18 protein-coding genes are annotated in these 15,898 nt (G+C 67.8%); 8 read left to right on the forward strand and 10 right to left on the reverse strand.

From position 1 onward, the window contains the following. The first annotated feature begins 14 nt into the window (after positions 1-14). The 7 genes from MRBLMX7_RS18415 to MRBLMX7_RS18445 are packed head-to-tail and all read left to right on the forward strand — an operon-like array spanning position 15 to position 5,570. The gene (locus tag MRBLMX7_RS18415) at positions 15-527 is read left to right on the forward strand and encodes a hypothetical protein (protein WP_363370711.1); all 513 of its coding nucleotides are present in this window, start codon (positions 15-17) and stop codon (positions 525-527) included. Continuing rightward, positions 527-1,753: a hypothetical protein gene (locus MRBLMX7_RS18420; protein ID WP_363370712.1), complete on the forward strand. Its 1,227-nt coding sequence runs from the start codon at positions 527-529 to the stop codon at positions 1,751-1,753. The genes MRBLMX7_RS18415 and MRBLMX7_RS18420 overlap by 1 nt, the downstream gene beginning before the upstream one ends. Next, the gene (locus tag MRBLMX7_RS18425) at positions 1,750-2,106 is read left to right on the forward strand and encodes a hypothetical protein (RefSeq protein WP_363370714.1); all 357 of its coding nucleotides are present in this window, start codon (positions 1,750-1,752) and stop codon (positions 2,104-2,106) included. The genes MRBLMX7_RS18420 and MRBLMX7_RS18425 overlap by 4 nt, the downstream gene beginning before the upstream one ends. Next, the gene (locus MRBLMX7_RS18430; protein WP_363370716.1) at positions 2,103-3,806 is read left to right on the forward strand and encodes a hypothetical protein; all 1,704 of its coding nucleotides are present in this window, start codon (positions 2,103-2,105) and stop codon (positions 3,804-3,806) included. The genes MRBLMX7_RS18425 and MRBLMX7_RS18430 overlap by 4 nt, the downstream gene beginning before the upstream one ends. Then, the gene (locus tag MRBLMX7_RS18435) at positions 3,806-4,534 is read left to right on the forward strand and encodes a tail fiber domain-containing protein (RefSeq protein WP_363370718.1); all 729 of its coding nucleotides are present in this window, start codon (positions 3,806-3,808) and stop codon (positions 4,532-4,534) included. The genes MRBLMX7_RS18430 and MRBLMX7_RS18435 overlap by 1 nt, the downstream gene beginning before the upstream one ends. Continuing rightward, on the forward strand, positions 4,531-5,229 hold the full coding sequence (locus MRBLMX7_RS18440) for a hypothetical protein (protein WP_363370720.1): 699 nt from the start codon (positions 4,531-4,533) through the stop codon (positions 5,227-5,229). The genes MRBLMX7_RS18435 and MRBLMX7_RS18440 overlap by 4 nt, the downstream gene beginning before the upstream one ends. Next, entirely contained in the window at positions 5,226-5,570 is a 345-nt protein-coding gene (locus MRBLMX7_RS18445; protein WP_363370722.1) for a hypothetical protein, read from the forward strand. The genes MRBLMX7_RS18440 and MRBLMX7_RS18445 overlap by 4 nt, the downstream gene beginning before the upstream one ends. On the opposite strand, the gene MRBLMX7_RS18450 is transcribed toward MRBLMX7_RS18445, so the two are convergent. From MRBLMX7_RS18450 to MRBLMX7_RS18465, 4 genes are all read right to left on the reverse strand, one after another. Then, positions 5,567-5,881 carry a hypothetical protein gene (locus MRBLMX7_RS18450; RefSeq protein WP_363370724.1) on the reverse strand — a complete coding sequence of 105 codons (315 nt, stop codon included), beginning with the start codon at positions 5,879-5,881 and terminating at the stop codon, positions 5,567-5,569. The genes MRBLMX7_RS18445 and MRBLMX7_RS18450 overlap by 4 nt on opposite strands. Then, positions 5,878-6,879 (reverse strand): tyrosine-type recombinase/integrase, encoded by a 1,002-nt coding sequence (locus MRBLMX7_RS18455; protein ID WP_363370727.1) that lies wholly within the window; start codon positions 6,877-6,879, stop codon positions 5,878-5,880. The genes MRBLMX7_RS18450 and MRBLMX7_RS18455 overlap by 4 nt, the downstream gene beginning before the upstream one ends. A gap of 42 nt (positions 6,880-6,921) precedes the next feature. After that, complete coding sequence (locus MRBLMX7_RS18460) at positions 6,922-7,095, reverse strand: hypothetical protein (RefSeq protein WP_363370729.1); 174 nt, start codon at positions 7,093-7,095, stop codon at positions 6,922-6,924. 223 nt (positions 7,096-7,318) lie between these two features. After that, positions 7,319-7,621 (reverse strand): hypothetical protein, encoded by a 303-nt coding sequence (locus MRBLMX7_RS18465; protein ID WP_363370731.1) that lies wholly within the window; start codon positions 7,619-7,621, stop codon positions 7,319-7,321. Positions 7,622-8,046: 425 nt separating this feature from the next. Here MRBLMX7_RS18465 and MRBLMX7_RS18470 point away from each other — a divergent pair, with 425 nt between their 5' ends. Further along, positions 8,047-8,766 carry a TIGR02391 family protein gene (locus MRBLMX7_RS18470; protein WP_363370733.1) on the forward strand — a complete coding sequence of 240 codons (720 nt, stop codon included), beginning with the start codon at positions 8,047-8,049 and terminating at the stop codon, positions 8,764-8,766. 114 nt (positions 8,767-8,880) lie between these two features. Here the strand turns inward: MRBLMX7_RS18470 and MRBLMX7_RS18475 are convergent, their stop codons facing one another. From MRBLMX7_RS18475 to MRBLMX7_RS18500, 6 genes are all read right to left on the reverse strand, one after another. Next, positions 8,881-9,672, reverse strand: coding sequence for a polyprenol monophosphomannose synthase (locus MRBLMX7_RS18475; protein ID WP_363370735.1), 792 nt, complete (start codon positions 9,670-9,672; stop codon positions 8,881-8,883). 16 nt (positions 9,673-9,688) lie between these two features. Then, on the reverse strand, positions 9,689-10,321 hold the full coding sequence (locus tag MRBLMX7_RS18480) for a class F sortase (protein ID WP_363370737.1): 633 nt from the start codon (positions 10,319-10,321) through the stop codon (positions 9,689-9,691). Further along, on the reverse strand, positions 10,318-11,475 hold the full coding sequence (locus tag MRBLMX7_RS18485; RefSeq protein WP_363370739.1) for a glycosyl hydrolase family 8: 1,158 nt from the start codon (positions 11,473-11,475) through the stop codon (positions 10,318-10,320). Before MRBLMX7_RS18485 ends, MRBLMX7_RS18480 begins: the two co-directional genes overlap by 4 nt. After that, positions 11,475-12,338 (reverse strand): DUF4397 domain-containing protein, encoded by an 864-nt coding sequence (locus MRBLMX7_RS18490; RefSeq protein ID WP_363370741.1) that lies wholly within the window; start codon positions 12,336-12,338, stop codon positions 11,475-11,477. Before MRBLMX7_RS18490 ends, MRBLMX7_RS18485 begins: the two co-directional genes overlap by 1 nt. A gap of 32 nt (positions 12,339-12,370) precedes the next feature. Beyond that, positions 12,371-14,374, reverse strand: a complete 2,004-nt coding sequence (locus MRBLMX7_RS18495; protein WP_363370743.1) for an ArnT family glycosyltransferase — start codon at positions 14,372-14,374, stop codon at positions 12,371-12,373. Beyond that, positions 14,371-15,898: glycosyltransferase family 2 protein (locus MRBLMX7_RS18500; RefSeq protein ID WP_363370744.1), on the reverse strand; the 1,528-nt coding region annotated here is incomplete at its 5' end. The genes MRBLMX7_RS18495 and MRBLMX7_RS18500, both read right to left, overlap by 4 nt.

Below are 15,898 nucleotides of genomic sequence, written 5' to 3' on the forward strand. Positions count from 1 at the left end.
GCGCGGAGGTTCCGGTGCTCCGCGTCAGCGCTCTCAGCAGCAGTGAGCTGCTCCTGGTGCTTCGCGGGCTCCGGAACCTCGACCGTGACACGAAGAAGCATCTACGCCGCAACCTCAAGCAGATCGCGGAGCAGGCGTGGAAGCAGACCCTCGCGCAACACGCGAGCACGAAGCTCGAGCGGGCCGTGCTCGCTGACTCCGGGCGGGTGCGTGTCTCCGATCAGAACGTGCGTCTCACGTCTGCGTCGCTGTCCCGAAGTCTCACCGGTGGTCTAAAGCCCTCCGAGAGCTACGGACCGGTCGAGTTCGGAGCGAACCCGCGACCGGCGGCACGAGAGACCGTGAAGAGCAAGAGCGGCGGACAGTTCACCCGGTACCGGGATCCGAACCGCCCGTTCAAGAAGCCCAACCGCACCGGCTATGTCGTCTACCCGTCGGCGGCATCCGTTATCCCCCGCATTCTCGCGATGTACGTGCAGACATTCGTCCGCGCGATCCACGAAGCCCTCGAAGGGAAGAGCAGCTAATGGCGAAAGGTATCGACCTCTCGGTCGCCGCCGACACGCGCTCCGCGATGTCCGCGATCAACCGCGGACTGCTCGAGCCCCTCGAGGACGTCTCCGAGCAGCTCGAGCAGCTCGGAGACGACAGCAAGCAGGCGGGCGACAAGCTCGAGCGCGGGATGCGAGACGCGCAGCGCCGTACCGATGACGCCGCCGACGAGATCAAGAAGCTCCGCGACGAACTGAACCGTGCAGGGCGCGCCGGTAAGACGACCGGCGACGACATCGACGACGGTCTCGACCGCGTCAAGCATGCTGCCGCCGAGACCGGGGACGAGCTCAAGCAGAACCTTGGAGAGACGTTCTCGTCGTTCCGCGGCGATCTCGAGGATCTGCCACAGATCGCGCAGGACGTATTCGGTGGGCTCGCCGGATCGGTCGGCACGCTCCCGGCTGCGTTCGGCCTCGCTGCCGGTGCCGCTGGTATAGGTCTGCTCATCAACGCGTTCCAGGGCATCGAAGCTGAACGGCAGAAGCTCGAGGACCGAGCCGGGAGTCTCGCTCAGGCGTACATTGACGCGGGCACCACAGTGCTCGACACAGTCACTCTCGCCTCACGCGTGAGCGAAGTCCTCACCGACCCCGAAAAGCGAGCAGACGCGCAGAAACTGGTCGACGTGCTCGGCGTGGACCTTCCCGAAGCGGCGCGCATCCTCGCAGGAGACACGAACGCTCTCGCCACAGCTCAGGACGTGCTCGCCGATAAGAACGCGAAGCTGAACGACCAGCGCGCGACGGGCAAGTTGCTGACCGAGGAAGAGGCCGCGGCGCTCGCAGACCAGCAGAACGCGCTCGACAACGCCGGTTCATCGCTCGATACCTACGCGACGAACAACGCCAAGGCCGCTGACATCGCGCGGGACTATTCCGACGCGCTGAAAGGAATGGTTAACGACGCCGGGGACGTCGGTGTGGAGATCGACGACCTCGGCAACAAGCTCATCAGCCTGCCGGACGGGAAGCAGATCCTTATTGACGCGGAGACCGGTCAGGCGACAACCGACGTCGCGAGGTTCAAGGGTGACACCGACGGCGTGATCGATCAGCTCAATGGGCGAGATGTAGTGCTCTCGGTGAAGTCCGAGCTTGTCGCTGCGCAACGCGACGTCGATGGCTTCATCGTGAGGAACAACGGTCGCACGATCCAACTGAAGAGCCGCGTCATTTCTGCCGAGGGGGACTGGCAATGACCACGATCACGCACGCAACCGGAGTCATCACCCCGACGATCGTCGATGGGTACACGGCGGCTAGGTCCCCGCGGACGATCATGCACCCCATCCTCGGACGCGATGCAGACGACGTCACCCTGCGACCGGCGTCCCTTCGCCGTGGCTCGCTCACGCTCGTGTTCGCGCTCGAGGTCGACGCGCGCGCCGCGGTGACCGCTCTCACCACCCCGCAGGTGCTCACCTTGGCAGACCCCGACGTGTCGATCGGTATGTCGTTTGTCGTCGCTGAGGACGACGTTACGCTCGAACTGGACGATGAGACCCGTGACGCGTGGATCGTCACGACCCCGTTCCGTGAGGTGCGCACATGAGCGTTTCCACTCACGTCTACCAGGCAGTGCTCAAGGGTTCGCCCGACCGGGCGCTCTCGCTTGTCGGTGGGTCGATCTCGCTCGACGCGAGCCGCCGCCCGCACGTGAGCGGATCGATCACGATCGCGGTCCCGTCTCTCGCCACGCTCGCCGCACTCGATCCGCGCATGTCGCCGGCACCGCGCATCGTGGTGACCGCGGATGCCACGTTCCCGTGGGGGACGCAGACCCGGTCGTTCAACCTGGGACTGCGCGACCGGACAGTGAATCTCGCTGCCGGCACGGTGACGCTCCCGCTCGCATCCGACGAGGCGCTGCTCGCCGACAAGGGGCCGCTCGAGGATGACATCACGCCCCTGAACTATCAGGCGTCGCTGCGCGGGCTCGTCGGGTACGTGCTGGACAAGGTCATTCCCGGTGCGACTCTCGCGGCCGGGGCCGACGTCCCGGTGCCCGCACTCGCGGAGTCGTCGAACCTGATCCGGAATCCGCGGGTTGCCGTCGGCATCACCGACTGGCTCACCACGTGGACGTCGGGCGGTCTCACACCGACCCGGCAGGCGAGCGGCGGGCCGTCCTATGCGCCGACGTATCTGGCGGTGCAGGCATCCGCGGCGACCGTCGGCGGGTACATCTACCTCAGCGAGGCGTCCCTCGCTGTCACCCCTGGCAAGCTCTACGAGCTCAGCGTCGATGTCGGAGCGAACGCGGGCATAAACGTGCAGGTCGACGCGATCCTGTACGACGCCGCCGGCAACATCGTCAACTTCGCCACCCCGACCGCGATCACCCCGGGAGCGTCGTGGAAGCGCATCGCGACGACGTTCGTCGCGGTGGGGAACACCGTGAAGGTCCGCCCGCGCGTGTTCATCAACGGCACGATGCCCGCCTCGCAGTACGTGAACGTGACCGCGTGGCGGCTGTCGGAATCGACCGGCGACCGCGCAGCCGATCGGCTGTACTTCGACGGCGGTTTCACCGACACGGCACAGTACGACTACGGGTGGGCGCAGACCGCTCACGCGTCGATCTCGACCAGGAAGCCTTTGATCGCGAGCGCGACACCCGACGCGCTCACATGGCGCGCCGGGAAAGACGCGATGAGTTTCCTGTCACCGCTCGTGCAGGCCGCGGGACTCCGGCTCGTGTGCGATGAGCAGCGCGTATGGACGCTGCGCAGCGAGGGCTACGACGCCGGGGGAGCGCTCGAGGTGCGTCACGGCGTCAACCTCATCGACGGCAGCGAGAGGATCTCCCGCGACGACCGTGAGTGGTTCGACGCCGCCGTGGTCGTCTACACCTGGACAGACCGCAACGGCATCCGGCAGGAACGCACCGACTACTACGCCCTCAGCCCGTCGTACACGCTCCTCAGACGCTTCGAGTTCTCCACCCCGTTCCCCGGCCCCGGCTTCGCGGAATACGCCGTCAGGCGGGCGCAGGGCCGCGGTCGACAGGTCACCGTGAAGACCGTCGCGGACTGGAACGCGAAAGCCGAACAGGGCATCACCGTCGTGCTCGAGGGAGCACCGACACAGACCGGTGAGACCAGCGTCGTGACATTCGATTTCGACACCGACGAGGTGACGCTCACGAGCCGCACCATCGACACCCCGCCCGGGGCGTGGGTGCTGCTCGCCGCAGGACAGAAGTGGACCGACTCGCCCGTCGGCGGGTCCTGGATCGGAGAGGCAGTCTGATGGCTATCGGAGATGACGCACTCGCGGACGGCATGGATCTCGTGCCGGGAACCGCCGACCGGCGCAACGGGTGGCAGGAGATCAACAAGACCCGCGACTACATCGTGCAGAAGATCAAGGCCGCGCTCCTCGCGCTCTGGCCCCTGCCGATCAGTAAGGGTGGCACGGGCAAAGACACAGCGGCAGGCGCTCTCGCCGCTCTCGGCGGGTGGCGCAACAGCGGAGCCGTGGCTCCCGGCGAGAGCCCCACGCTCGGATGGAACGGCGCACGGCTCCAGTACGCGATCCCCGGATACGTCGGCGCGGTGAACCTCGCGAACCTCAGCGACATCCCCGCCCCGACCGACGTCAGCGGCATCTACAACGGCGTCCTGTCCCCGTCGATCTACTCACGCGGCGTGTCGGGCTCGTGGCGATCCCTCGCGATCCAGGTCGACGGCGTGCTCGCGCAGACCGCATCGGCGCGCCGCTTCAAGAAGAACATCGCACCGCTGAACGTCACCGACGAGCAGGTGCTCGCGATGGAGTTCGTCGAGTTCGACTGGATCTCCGACAGCACTCACGACGTCGGACTCATCGCCGACGACGTCGCCGAGATCTTCCCGTGGGCCGTGTTCCGCGACGAGAACGACCTCATCCTCGGTATCCACTACGACCGCATCCTGCTCGCCGTCCTGCCCGTGCTCCAGCGTGCGCTGCGCCGTCTCGACGACCTGGAGGGACAGTGAGCACCGTGCAGCTCGGCCACGGTCGCGGGTGGGCGTCAGCGGCCGCGGGAGCATCCATCCTCCGCATCGACGCGCAGCTCGGACGCCTCGCCGACATCAACGAGGCGGGGCGCTCTCGTGAGAAGGCCGACGAGAACTACCGGAAGTGGCTCGACTACCTCGCCGGCGGCCCGTGGGCTCCGTTCGCTTTGCCCGCAGACAAGTCCGTGCACGTCACGGGCGACGCCGCGGACTCCGACGATTGGTACGACCCTGCAGCAGCAGCCGTGTGGCGTGACAACGGGTGGCGTCAGACCGCCCGGTATCCCGGCAACCCGAAGAAAGACGAGCCGTGGCACGGCGAGTACTTCGCCCACCTCGACAACCACCGTAACGACCCACCACCCACACCACCCGTCCCCGAGGAGGACGACATGAAAGCGATCATCAAGTCCGGAGCACCCAACTCCGGCATCATCATCCAGGCCGGCGTGCCGCCCTACTCGATCCCCGAGCAGACGTTCCAGGCGCTGTGCTCGGTGTACGGGATCACCCCGCTCGAGGTGCCCGACTGGAAGTACGACACCGTCGTGCGCGAGCAGTGGACCGCGTTCAGCACCGCCCAGGCGTTCGCCGCGAACCGGTCACTCTCTCAGACCGACATCGACAAGATCGCGGCCCGCACCCGCGAAGAACTCACCAAGGAGACCCCGTGAACAAGCAGACCATCTTCCTCATCATCGCGATCCTCGCCGGGCTCGGCCTCGTCGGAGTCGTGGTGCTGCTCATCCTGCGCCCCGACGCAACCGCAACACTGACGAACTTCCTGTTCACCCTGCTCACGCTGCTCGCCGGATTCGGAGGCATCGCGACCATGCAGGCTCAGCAGAACAAGGAGATCGCGACCATCAAGAGCAACACGAACGGCACGCTCTCGGAGCTTCGGGAGGAGAACGCGACACTCCGATCTCAGCTCGCCAAGCACGCCCCGCAGGCTCTCGTGGCCGTGGAAACTGGGCCGGTCGACGTCAGCGACAAGCTCCGACGGGATCTCTAGAGTTCGGAGAGAGCCTCGAGCTTGCCGTTGGATACCACGTACGGCATGTACTTCGAGGGCGTCGTCCAGAAGTCGATGAACTCTGCTTCGCCCTGCGACTCGATCCAGTTGTCGCAGGGCGTGGCGGCGTCCACGTCCTCACCGCTCTGCTCTGCCAGTACCTCGAGCGAGTGAGGAAGCTCCGAGTACGCCGCCTCACACGTCACGCGCGCGTCGTCGACGGTCGGCTCATCCGACGAGGGCGTCGGTGCAGGTGTGCACCCAACGAGCAAAATGAGAGCAAGGATCAGCAACACCGATGAACGCTTCATGCCGCGATCTTAACGGAACCCCTCCCGGATGTCGCGGCGATCTCGCGCGGCGCGAGCGTACGTATCCCGGCGTCCTTCCGCTGCTCACTGACCTGCGTGTAGATCTGGGTGGTCGAGAGGTGCTCGTGCGCGAGCAGCTCCTGCACGACCCGGATGTCGACGCCCTCCTCGAGGAGGTCAGTCGCGAACGCGTGGCGCAGTGAGTGCGGGGTGAGCTTGCGCTCGGCGATCTCGGCGCGCTTCTTCGCGCGCGTGATGAGGTTCGTCACGGACCCGGGCAGGATGTGCCCCTCGCGGCCGCCGCGCGCCGGGAACCAGTAGCCGTCTGTCGGCATCGTGTCGGCGAGTTCGGCGATCACCGGGTGCAGCGGAAACCACCGCTCCTTCCGGCCCTTCACTACCGAGCGGATGCGTCCGCTCGTGAGGTCGATGTCGTGGCCGTGCACGGGTGCGATCGACGAGACGCGGAAGCCCTGGTAGTAGCCGAGGAGGATCATCGCCCGCGTGCGGGTGTACGCGCCGGTCGTGAGCAGGGCGTCGATCTGCGCGGCGGTGAACGGTCGCGGCTTGCCCTTCGGGACGCTCACCGGCTTCAGCTTCAGGGCCGGGTTGTCGGCGCGGATGCCGTCCTCGTGTAGGAACGTGTAGAACGCGGTGAGCGCGCCGCGCTCGGTGCGGCGCGTGCCGGCGGTCGCCGGTCCCGGGCGTCCGATGTAGCCGCGGAGCGAGAACACGTCGGCGTCGACGAGCGCGCCCGCGTGCCTGGCGAACGCGGTCAGGATGCTCCGCCGGTTCGTGATCGTCGTGTCGGCGAGGTGCTGTGAGCGCTGGTAGACCTCGAAGTACTCCAGTGCTCGGATGTCGCGGTCGTGCATGATGACTCCCTCCGTCGTGGCCCCCTCCGGGCCTTCGTACACCGAATGTATGAATCCGGTGGAATGCGCCGCACCGACCGACGCGCCCAGGAATCCGGGGGACTCACTGGGCGCGTCGTTCACGCGGCATTCGCTCGCTGGCGGTGTAAAGCTATGCGGGTGCTGTCACACCCACTCGTGCGCTGTCACTGCGAAGCTGACGCCCGCGCGCATCAGCGCCGTCGACGCGCCCTCCGCGCACCACAGGCATCGCTCCATCGGGCGGGCACCCTCGACCTCGATGCGGACGATTGCGGGTACCTGTGCGCCGTCGTGGTCGCTGTTGTCGCAGGCGGTCATGATGCGATCCGGTCGCGGATGCTGGTGATGGTGGCGAACCGTCCGGACTCCACCGTGGATGTCGTCGGTTCGATCCCGGCAGGGCCCACTAGAAAGTTAAGAGATCGCGCGGGTCAGAGTGTGACAACATTCAGCTGGCGGTCCCGTGGGCCCCGAGTCGCAGATCGCTCGCCATCGCGGATGGTGCTAGTCGCCGGGCCTTGCTCACAGTAGATAGTTTGCGCTACTCATCCCAGAGGCCTTCGTGTGTGTCCCGCAATTCAGCGAACACCTCCTCGATCGGCACTCCTCGCTGCTGCGCGAGCCAGAATGCGAGGACATAAGTTGAAACGATCGAAGCATTCACGATCGGGGATACGTCCACGGTCCTGGAAGTACCAACGTCAGTCACCGTAACCATTCCGGGGACATCGTTCAGACGGCGGATGGCGAGGTTCATGGGGCTGCCGGTGCTCGACTCCGCCCCATGGGCGACCGCCGCGTCGAGAATGATGAAGGCTGCTTGCTGAGCGATGTTCTTTGCCATGCGGCCACCTTCTCAGACGTTCGAAGGACACGTCTACAGCGGTCGGCGCGACCTAGAAATCTTGCAAGCGCGTCGACAACTACATGCTGATCCATGCCAAAGTTGCAACGCACCACGCGAGCCGTCTGAACTCTGCCGAGGACGGATAGCCCGACAGTTCATAGTCCCAACGAGGACACCACGTCCCAGTGAAATCTGCTCGCGAGAGTCGAAGGTGACGCGACCTGAGTTGCGTGACTTTCTACTCGCGACCCCATCGAAGCAGCTTCGAACGAGCAGTCAAGTCAGAGTTCCGATCTTCATCATGCGGGCATCATTCGCGCGGGCAAGCTTCTCGCAGTGCTTAGTGCTGTCCTCAGAGCCTTGCGCCGACGTAAGGATGAAGCTTTAATCAATCCGGCGCGACCACTCGATAGTCTGCGAAGGTGGACACAGATCGCGCGATTCAGGTGCTGGAGTGGTGGATCGAGACGGCCCGGAGGGCCGCCGGCCGGGGATCCAACGCTGTTAATCCCGAGTCGCCGCTCTTCGTGCGGCTGCAGGAGCGGGAGGACCAGACTCGTCGCGTGCTCAGCCACGTGCAGGGGACCAGCTCTCTTCCGGAGATTCTCAGCCCCTCCATGTACAACGACGACTACTGGGTCGGCGCCGGTATTCGACAGATGGAGTACGCGCTCGGAAAGCTGCGCACTGAGGCAGAGACGCAAGCGATCCTCGGGAGCAAAGCACCGACGATGCCGGCCGATGCCCTGCACTCCTTGATCTGGGATGCGGCCTACAAGCGCTGGGACTCGGGTCATTACTCCGACGCTGTCCAGAGGGCAGCAACGGCTCTCAGTGGCTATGTAAAGGATCGGACCGGACGCTATGAACTCGGAGACAGTGATCTTGTCGCTCAGGCGTTCTCGCTTGCCTCTCCTCAAGAAGGCAAGCCCCGCTTGCGCTGGCCGGGCAACAACGATGATCTGAACGTGAAGACGATGCGCGTCGGAATCCTAAACATGGCTCAGGGCGTCTTCGCCGCGATTCGCAACCCGGCCACACACTCCACCGACGAATTGCCGCGGCAAGAGGCGCTTGAGCAGTTGGCTACACTGAGCATCCTTGCGCGATGGATTGATCGTTGCGAGTTAGACACGGTTTAGGCGTGCCGCGCGCTACCAACCACATCCGCCGACTGCTTGAATCTCCGGTTCGTGTCGTCGGTTCGATCCCGGCAGGGCCCACCGTAGTCGTGCGGATCCCGCAGTCGCGGCGGATCAGGGGCGCACCGGCGGCAGCATCCGGTGCGAGAGCGCGCGGACCGACCGCAGACGTCGACCGTGGCGCAGGAACAGCGCGATGGCGGTCAGCCGGCGCCGCAGGCCCCACCAGGTGACGAGCGAGAGCGACTCGGCCACGATCGACCCGCTCATCTTGGACTCGCCGTGCTCGCGCTCGACGAACGTGATGGGGACCTCGACCACGCGCAGGCCGCGCTCGAGCGCACGCCACAGCAGGTCGACCTGGAAGCAGTAGCCCTGCGAGGCCACGTGCAGGAGGTCGATGCGGCGCAGCGCCGCGGCGCTGAACACGCGATAGCCGCCGGTCGAGTCGCGCACGTCGATGCCCAGCGCGAGCCGCGCGTACAGGTTCCCGCCGCGGCTGAGGAGTTCCCGACGGCGGGGCCAGTTGACGACCTTCCCCCCGGGAACCCAGCGCGATCCGAGCACCAGATCGTGGTCGATGAGCTGTTCCACTAGCCGCGGCAGCTCCTCAGGACGATGCGACCCGTCGGCGTCCATCTCGACGAGGGCCCAGTAGTCGTGCTCCAGACCCCACGCGAAGCCCGCGAGGTACGCGCCGCCCAACCCGTCCTTCACCTCGCGGTGCAGCACATGCACCTCGGGATGCCTGGCGGCGAGGTCGTCGGCGAGCTCGCCCGTGCCGTCCGGCGAGGCATCGTCCACGACGAGGATGTCGGCGTCGACGGACGCCAGCACGCGCCCCACGATCGACTCGAGGTTCTCGATCTCGTTGAAGGTGGGGATGATGACGAGCGTCTCGTTCATGGCTGGGCCTTTCGGGTCAGGCGCGGAGTTCCGCGAAGACGATGAGGTTGTCGAGATAGTGGCCGGTGGAGGCGTCGAACACGCCGCCGCAGGTGATGAGACGGAGCTCGGGGGTCGGGACGTTGCTGTACACGGAGTCGGTGGGGAACTCGGCCTTGGCCGACTGGATCGATCCGCTCACCGCGAAGGTGAGGTCGGAACCGTCGGAGAGGGTGACGACGATCTCGTCTCCCGCCGTCAGCGCGCCGATCTGCGCGAAGACGGCCGGCGCGCTGGGGGAGTCCACGTGACCGGCGATGATCGCGGGACCGACGGCCCCGGGCACCACTCCGTCCGCGTACCAGCCCGCCAGGTCGTAGTCGACGGGAGCGCCGAGACGTCCGGTGGGATCGAGCGCGAGATCCTCGAGGCCCGAGTCGACGCCGATCGCCGGGATCCGCACGTGCGTCGGCACGGCATCGCCCGCGGGCTCGGCCGGGACGGAGGGATCCTGCAGACCCCCGGCGGAGAAGCCGTCCGGTCGTGCCGACGACGAGGCGTCGGCGGCGGGACCGGCGGCGGCGCCGCACGCCGCCAGGAACAGTGCGAGAACCAGGGCCCCCGCCGCTCCTAGCGCGCGCACGCCGCCGCCGCCGATCCGCATGGTCATGATGCGCTCGCCCCGCACCCACCGAGGGAGTCGTCGGTGAGCATGGCCGTGGCGAGCACTAGCCAGGCCGAGCCGTAGTACGTCGGATAGTCGACCGTGAGCCGAGCTGCGCGCTCGAGATCGACCGTCGCGGCGAGGCTGTCGCCTGCCGCATGAGCCGCCGCCGCCCGAGCGGTGTAGCCGAAGGCGGACTGCTCCTGCACGAGCGGGCCGCCACCGAGGTCGAGACGGGCCGGGAGCTCGTCCTCGCGCTCGAGCGTCTGCCACGGCATCGCCGCCAGCGCGACGTCCGTCGGCGTGCAGGACTCCGCGTAGCGCAGCATCAGACGCGGCGCGTCGAACGCGTACTGCACCGGATCGCCCCCTCCGAGCGGACCGGGCATCGGCTCGATGAGCCCGTCGACGTGGATCTGCGCCCAGTCCGGCGGGAGGTCGGTCGCCTCGAGGATGTCGGCGGTGACGGCGCCGCTGCCCTGCTGGAGCTCGGCCCAGCGCGGGTCGCCCGTCGCGGCGCCGAGCACCTCGTAGGCGACGGGGGATGCGTAGCTGGGGTTGTATGCGTACGGTTCGCGGTCCGCCGCCCACAGGCCGGGCAGCAGGATGCGCCCCTGCGCGGTGACGGTCGTCATGCGATCCGCGATCACGGTCGCGAGCTCGACGCCGTCAGCTCGCAGGTCGTCGCGGCCGAACCGGTCGCCCGCGAGGACAAGGGCCCTGGCCGCGTCGAGATCGGCGTCGGACGCCGGTTCGTCGTCGACGACCGCGCCGTCGTCCCACCGCCAGGCCATCAGGCCGTCCGGGCGCACGAGCTCCTCCTGGGTCCAGGTCCAGACCTCGTCGAAGCTCTGCTCGTCGTCGGCGATGAGCGCCGCGAACAGGCCGTACGCCTGTCCTTCGCTCACGGTGTCCCCGCCCTGGTCGTGCCGGACGACGCGTCCGTCCTCGACCCAGTCGTCGAGGAAGTCGGATGCCAATGCGGCGGCGTCGAGGTCGGGAGCATCTGACCCTCCGACCGGGAGCGGCGTGGATGACGGCTGAGGACCCGACTCTGGCGGGCCGTGGTCGGACGATGTCAGGCCCACGGCGAGCACCGCGGCGCCGGCCGTGACGACCGCGGCGCCCGCAGCGATGCCGATCAGTGCGGCGCGACGCATCAGAGGACCCCTCCCAGGCGCTTCGCCGGCCCCGCAGGCGCGGCGTCAGCCGCATCGCCGCCCGCGGAGGCGGAGGCGAGGAAGCCGCCGCCGGTGTCGACGCCGCCGTCGGGGACGTCTCCTACGGATGCGCTGTCGAGGATCGGCAGGATCGTCAGTCCGCCGCTCGAGGTGTCGAGCACGAACAGCGTCGTGACGCTGCCTGCCGCGACCGAGACGTCGGCCGTGTCGGATACGCCCTCGCCGGTCAGATCGAGGGACCAGTCGCCTGCGGGGATCTCGGCGTAGCCCGTGGCGGACCCGGCCTTCGCGTCGCGGGCGATCGCATCGCCCTGCGCGGTCGTGACGTCCACCTCCGGGGTGAGCGTCGACGCCTGGATCAGACGGATGCGGGCGGAACCGGCCGCGGGCTCCGTGAGGTCGTCGTCGAAGGCGCGCACCTGCAGGTCCTTCGTCGGGCCGTACGCGGCGACGGTCGTCGCCGTACCGGAGTCGACCGTGACGGTCTCTGAGATCACCGGCGCGCTGGAGTCGGACGCTCCGGCGGGCACCATGCTGACGGTGTAGGTGCCGGCGGGGAGCTCCTGGTACGTGGAGACGTCACCGTAGCTGACGCCGTCCAGCTCGAACAGGGTGGAGCCGCCGCTCACGGCTGCGACACGCACGTCCACGGACTTGGTGTCGGGGGAGAGGTGGCCGAGGCGCAGCCAGCCGGCGTCGGCGCCCACGGCGGCGGGTGCCGGGTTCGCGGCGGGGGCCGAGTCCGCAGCCGACGCGGACAGCGGAGCCGCGACGGAGACGAGCAGCGCGACGGCGCCGGTCGAGAGTGTCGCCTTCAGGTGCGGGAATCGTGAGGTGTTCATGATGTGCTCCTTTCAGTGGGGGTCATGCGGGTTCAGGGCAGGGTGGCCCTCAGGGAGATCGGGAAGCGGAGGACGAGATCGTCGCCGTCGACCGCCACGTCGGATGGCGCGTAGGCGCCGGTGAGCGCATCGACGAACGACTGCGCCGCGGCGCTCGGTGCACCGTCCACGACGGTCGGCGCGCCGTCGATCTCCGACAGGGCAAGCTGGCGGAACGTCTGACCGTCCTCGCCGTCGACGATCGGGAAGCCGGAGACGGTCACGGATCCCGATCCGGCCAGAGTGGCGAGAACGGCGATGATGCGGGCATCGACCTGCCCCGCGATCAAGCGGTCCCGGTCGGCGTCCGAGAGCTCCACCTCGGGATTCGACGCGAGCTCGGTGCCGAGCGCCGCACGGTTCTCCGCCGCATCCTCGGCCGTGATCTCCGCCTGCTCGGCGCCGTCGATGGTGACACGACGCACGTCGACCGCCTGCGTCCCCGACCCGAAGGTCGCGACGACGACCGAGTTGTCGATCGCCTCCTGCACCTGCGGGAACGCGCCGGGGAACGTGCGCATGGAGTCGGTCGTGACGACGTAGTCGGCGTCGCGCCAGCCGTTCGGCGACTGCGCCTGCACGGCGGGATCGGTGTCGAGCTTGTAGTACCAGATCACGTTGTCGCGGTCCCAGCCCGCCTTCACGAGGTCGACCCACATGGCGTCGTCGACGATCACACGCTGGTCGGTGCCGGCATTCTCGATGAGCCACTCCTGCGCGTCCCGCAACGGCTGGTCGAGATCGGCGAGCACGAAGCCGCGCAGCTGCGTGGTCCACAGCGGGACCGCGACGACCGCGCCGATCGCGGTCACGCCGACCGCCGCGAAGGCGAGTCCGCGGCGCGATGAGCCCTTCCGGCGGATCCGGGCGATCGCGGCATCCGCGACGCCTGCGACGAGGACGGCCCCGAAGGGGATCAGCATGATCACGTACGGCACCGGAAGATAGCCGCCCGGACGGAACATGAACGCGGTCAGGGTCAGCAGCAGCACCGCGTGGGGGCGGAACCGCGGCATGAACACCGCGGCAATCGCGGCGAGCAGGCTCAGGACGATGAACACCGGGTCGAGCTGCCACCACATCCCGAGGGTCCGGTTGATGAGCGAGTCCGGATCGAAGATCGAGCCGCTGCCCTCTCGGGAGCCGAGTTGGAAAGTGATGCCGTCCATGAGGCTCACCCGGCCGGCGCCGCTGAACAGCTCGCCCTTGACGGCGGCGAGGAGCAGGTAGCTGCCTCCGATCAGTACGAGGATGCTGGATGCGACCGAGAGCGTGTAGCGACGCGTCTCCCGGCGGGCGGAGCGCAGCATCACCCAGATGAGGAAGGGCAGCGCGAGCAGGAAGGTCTCCTTCGTCAGCACCGCGATGCCGAACGCGAGGGCAGAGCCCGCGAATGCGGCGAGCTGGCCGCGGCGGTTCATCGCGAGAACGAACGCGAGCAGCAGCCACGGCATCGCGACGTTGTCGAGGTAGACGGTGCGGTGGAACTGCACCGCGAGCGGCGAGATCGCGAAGATCAGCGCGGCGATCGCAGACGCCGGGCGGGTCATCCCGAGCCGCCGCGTCAGCATCCACACGAGGACGACCGAGATCAACGAGGCGACGAGCACGGCCTCGCGCCCGGCGAGGACAGCGATGTCCCAGCGCTCGAAGGCGCCGGTCAGCTGCGTGTATCCGGCGATCTGCAGCCAGCCCAGCGGGGGATGGTCGTACCAGTACGTGTAGTGCGCAAGCTCGCCGAGGTGGGTCACGGCCCAGGCCTGCGCGGTGTAGGTCCCCTCGTCGTCGATCCGCTGCGGAGCGCCGCCGACGTTGAGGAAGTTCACGATCGCGCTCACCGCGAGCACGGGGATGAGCCACACCAGCGCATGGCTGCGGTCACGAAGCCAGCTGCCGGCGCGGCGGGCGCGGTCGCTCAGGGACGGACCGGAAGGCGTCGGCGCGTGCGTGGAATCCCCGGACTCGACCGGGAGCGGGCGATCCAGCATCGTGGTCATGCCGCCACCTCCTCGAGGACGCGTGCCGCAGCCGTCGGCGCGGCCTCCTCGCGATGGGCGCCGGTGTGCTCGGTCTTCTCCCATCCGCGCTCACCGCGGAGCTCGCGGAACACCGCACGGATCGCCGCCCCGGCGAGGAGCACCTGGAAGGGGATCGTGCCGAGCACGAGCCGCACGTAATCGATCACGCGCACCTTCTGGCCGTACAGCCGCCCGAACTCGCCGATGCCGGCGATCTCCACCGCCACGGTCACGAGCGTCGGGGCGAGCGGGATGAACGTCAGGAGCGCGACCGCCGTTGGCACCTTGACCACGAGGATCAGGAAGATCGACAGGGGGATCAGCAGACCCGTCGCCGCCTGCAGGAACGGCATGGCGAGCATGTATCGGGCGAAGAGCCTCTGGCCGCGGGTGGGCAGCGAGCGCCACTCGCCCTTGCGCAGCACCTGCAGGAACCCCTGGTTCCAGCGGGTGCGCTGCTTGTAGAAGGACTTCAGCGTGCCGGGGGTCTCCTCCTTGGTGACGAACTCCGGGCTGTAGGCGACGACGACCTTCTCGCCCTGGCTCGACAGCCGCACGCCGAGCTCGCAGTCCTCGGCGAGGCATTCGGCGTCCCAGCCGTCGTTGCGCACCAGCGCGTCGCGCTTCACGAACACCGTGTTGCCGCCGAGCGGGATGAACTTGGCGCCGGCGTGGAAGTGCAGGCGGGAGCGGAACCAGAAGTAGTACTCGAGGACGTTGCGCAGAGACCACCAGGTCGTGCGGAAGTTCATGAGCTGCACTCCGCCCTGCACGACCGTCGCACCGGATTCGGTGAACCGTGAATCGATGTGGCGGAGGAGTTCGGGGTGCACCTCGTCCTCGGCATCGAAGACGCCGACGATGTCGCCTGCGGCAAGGGGGAGCGCGCGGTTGAGCGCCTTGGGCTTGTTCTTGGGCACGCTGTCGTCGACGACGACCTCGATCCGGTCGGGGTGCCGAGCGGCGGCAGCACGGACCACGGCGGTCGTGCCCGGGTCGTCGTCTCCGACGATCGCGATGATCTGCACGTCGGGATGCGTCTGCGCTGCGAGGGCGTCGAGAGTCTGGCCCATCACCTCCTCCTCGTGCCGGCCGGGGACGAGGAGCGTGAAGGTGTGTCGAGGAGCCTGCGGCTCGACCGAGAACGCCGTGCTGTCGTAGGTGCTCTTCGAGCGCCAGGCGTAGAGCATCCACCACAGGGTCGTGACGGCGATCAGTGTGAGAGCGAGCGCGACGGCGACCAGCCCGGAGTATCCGACGATCGACGCCCAGTCGACGCCTGCGGCGTTCTGCGCCTGGTCGACGACGTCCGGGTCGAGCACCTCGCGGTTCGGGACGCCGGGCGCGGGTGCCGGTGCCTGGTCGGGGGCGGGAGTGAGAAGGGGGCCGGGAGCCGGGTCGGTCTCGAAGGGGCGGCCGGCGAGAAGGGAGAGGATCACGATGTTGCCTCCTGCGGAGTCCGGAAGACGAGGAACCGGTAGGTGAAGTACCGGAAGAGGGTGC

The sequence above is a fragment of the Microbacterium sp. LMX7-1.2 genome, assembly GCF_040675935.1.
In the GTDB taxonomy this organism is placed as follows: Bacteria; Actinomycetota; Actinomycetes; order Actinomycetales; family Microbacteriaceae; genus Microbacterium.

Bases quoted from the DNA above. Each gene is read 5' to 3' on its own strand.
- MRBLMX7_RS18460 (WP_363370729.1), bottom strand. From the start codon at position 7,095: ATGACCGCCTGCGACAACAGCGACCACGACGGCGCACAGGTACCCGCA.
- MRBLMX7_RS18450 (WP_363370724.1), bottom strand. From the start codon at position 5,881: ATGAAGCGTTCATCGGTGTTGCTGATCCTTGCTCTCATTTTGCTCGTT.
- MRBLMX7_RS18480 (WP_363370737.1), bottom strand. From the start codon at position 10,321: ATGACCATGCGGATCGGCGGCGGCGGCGTGCGCGCGCTAGGAGCGGCG.
- MRBLMX7_RS18465 (WP_363370731.1), bottom strand. From the start codon at position 7,621: ATGGCAAAGAACATCGCTCAGCAAGCAGCCTTCATCATTCTCGACGCG.
- MRBLMX7_RS18435 (WP_363370718.1), top strand. From the start codon at position 3,806: ATGGCTATCGGAGATGACGCACTCGCGGACGGCATGGATCTCGTGCCG.
- MRBLMX7_RS18475 (WP_363370735.1), bottom strand. From the start codon at position 9,672: ATGAACGAGACGCTCGTCATCATCCCCACCTTCAACGAGATCGAGAAC.
- MRBLMX7_RS18420 (WP_363370712.1), top strand. From the start codon at position 527: ATGGCGAAAGGTATCGACCTCTCGGTCGCCGCCGACACGCGCTCCGCG.
- MRBLMX7_RS18430 (WP_363370716.1), top strand. From the start codon at position 2,103: ATGAGCGTTTCCACTCACGTCTACCAGGCAGTGCTCAAGGGTTCGCCC.
- MRBLMX7_RS18490 (WP_363370741.1), bottom strand. From the start codon at position 12,338: ATGAACACCTCACGATTCCCGCACCTGAAGGCGACACTCTCGACCGGC.
- MRBLMX7_RS18425 (WP_363370714.1), top strand. From the start codon at position 1,750: ATGACCACGATCACGCACGCAACCGGAGTCATCACCCCGACGATCGTC.
- MRBLMX7_RS18495 (WP_363370743.1), bottom strand. From the start codon at position 14,374: ATGACCACGATGCTGGATCGCCCGCTCCCGGTCGAGTCCGGGGATTCC.
- MRBLMX7_RS18485 (WP_363370739.1), bottom strand. From the start codon at position 11,475: ATGCGTCGCGCCGCACTGATCGGCATCGCTGCGGGCGCCGCGGTCGTC.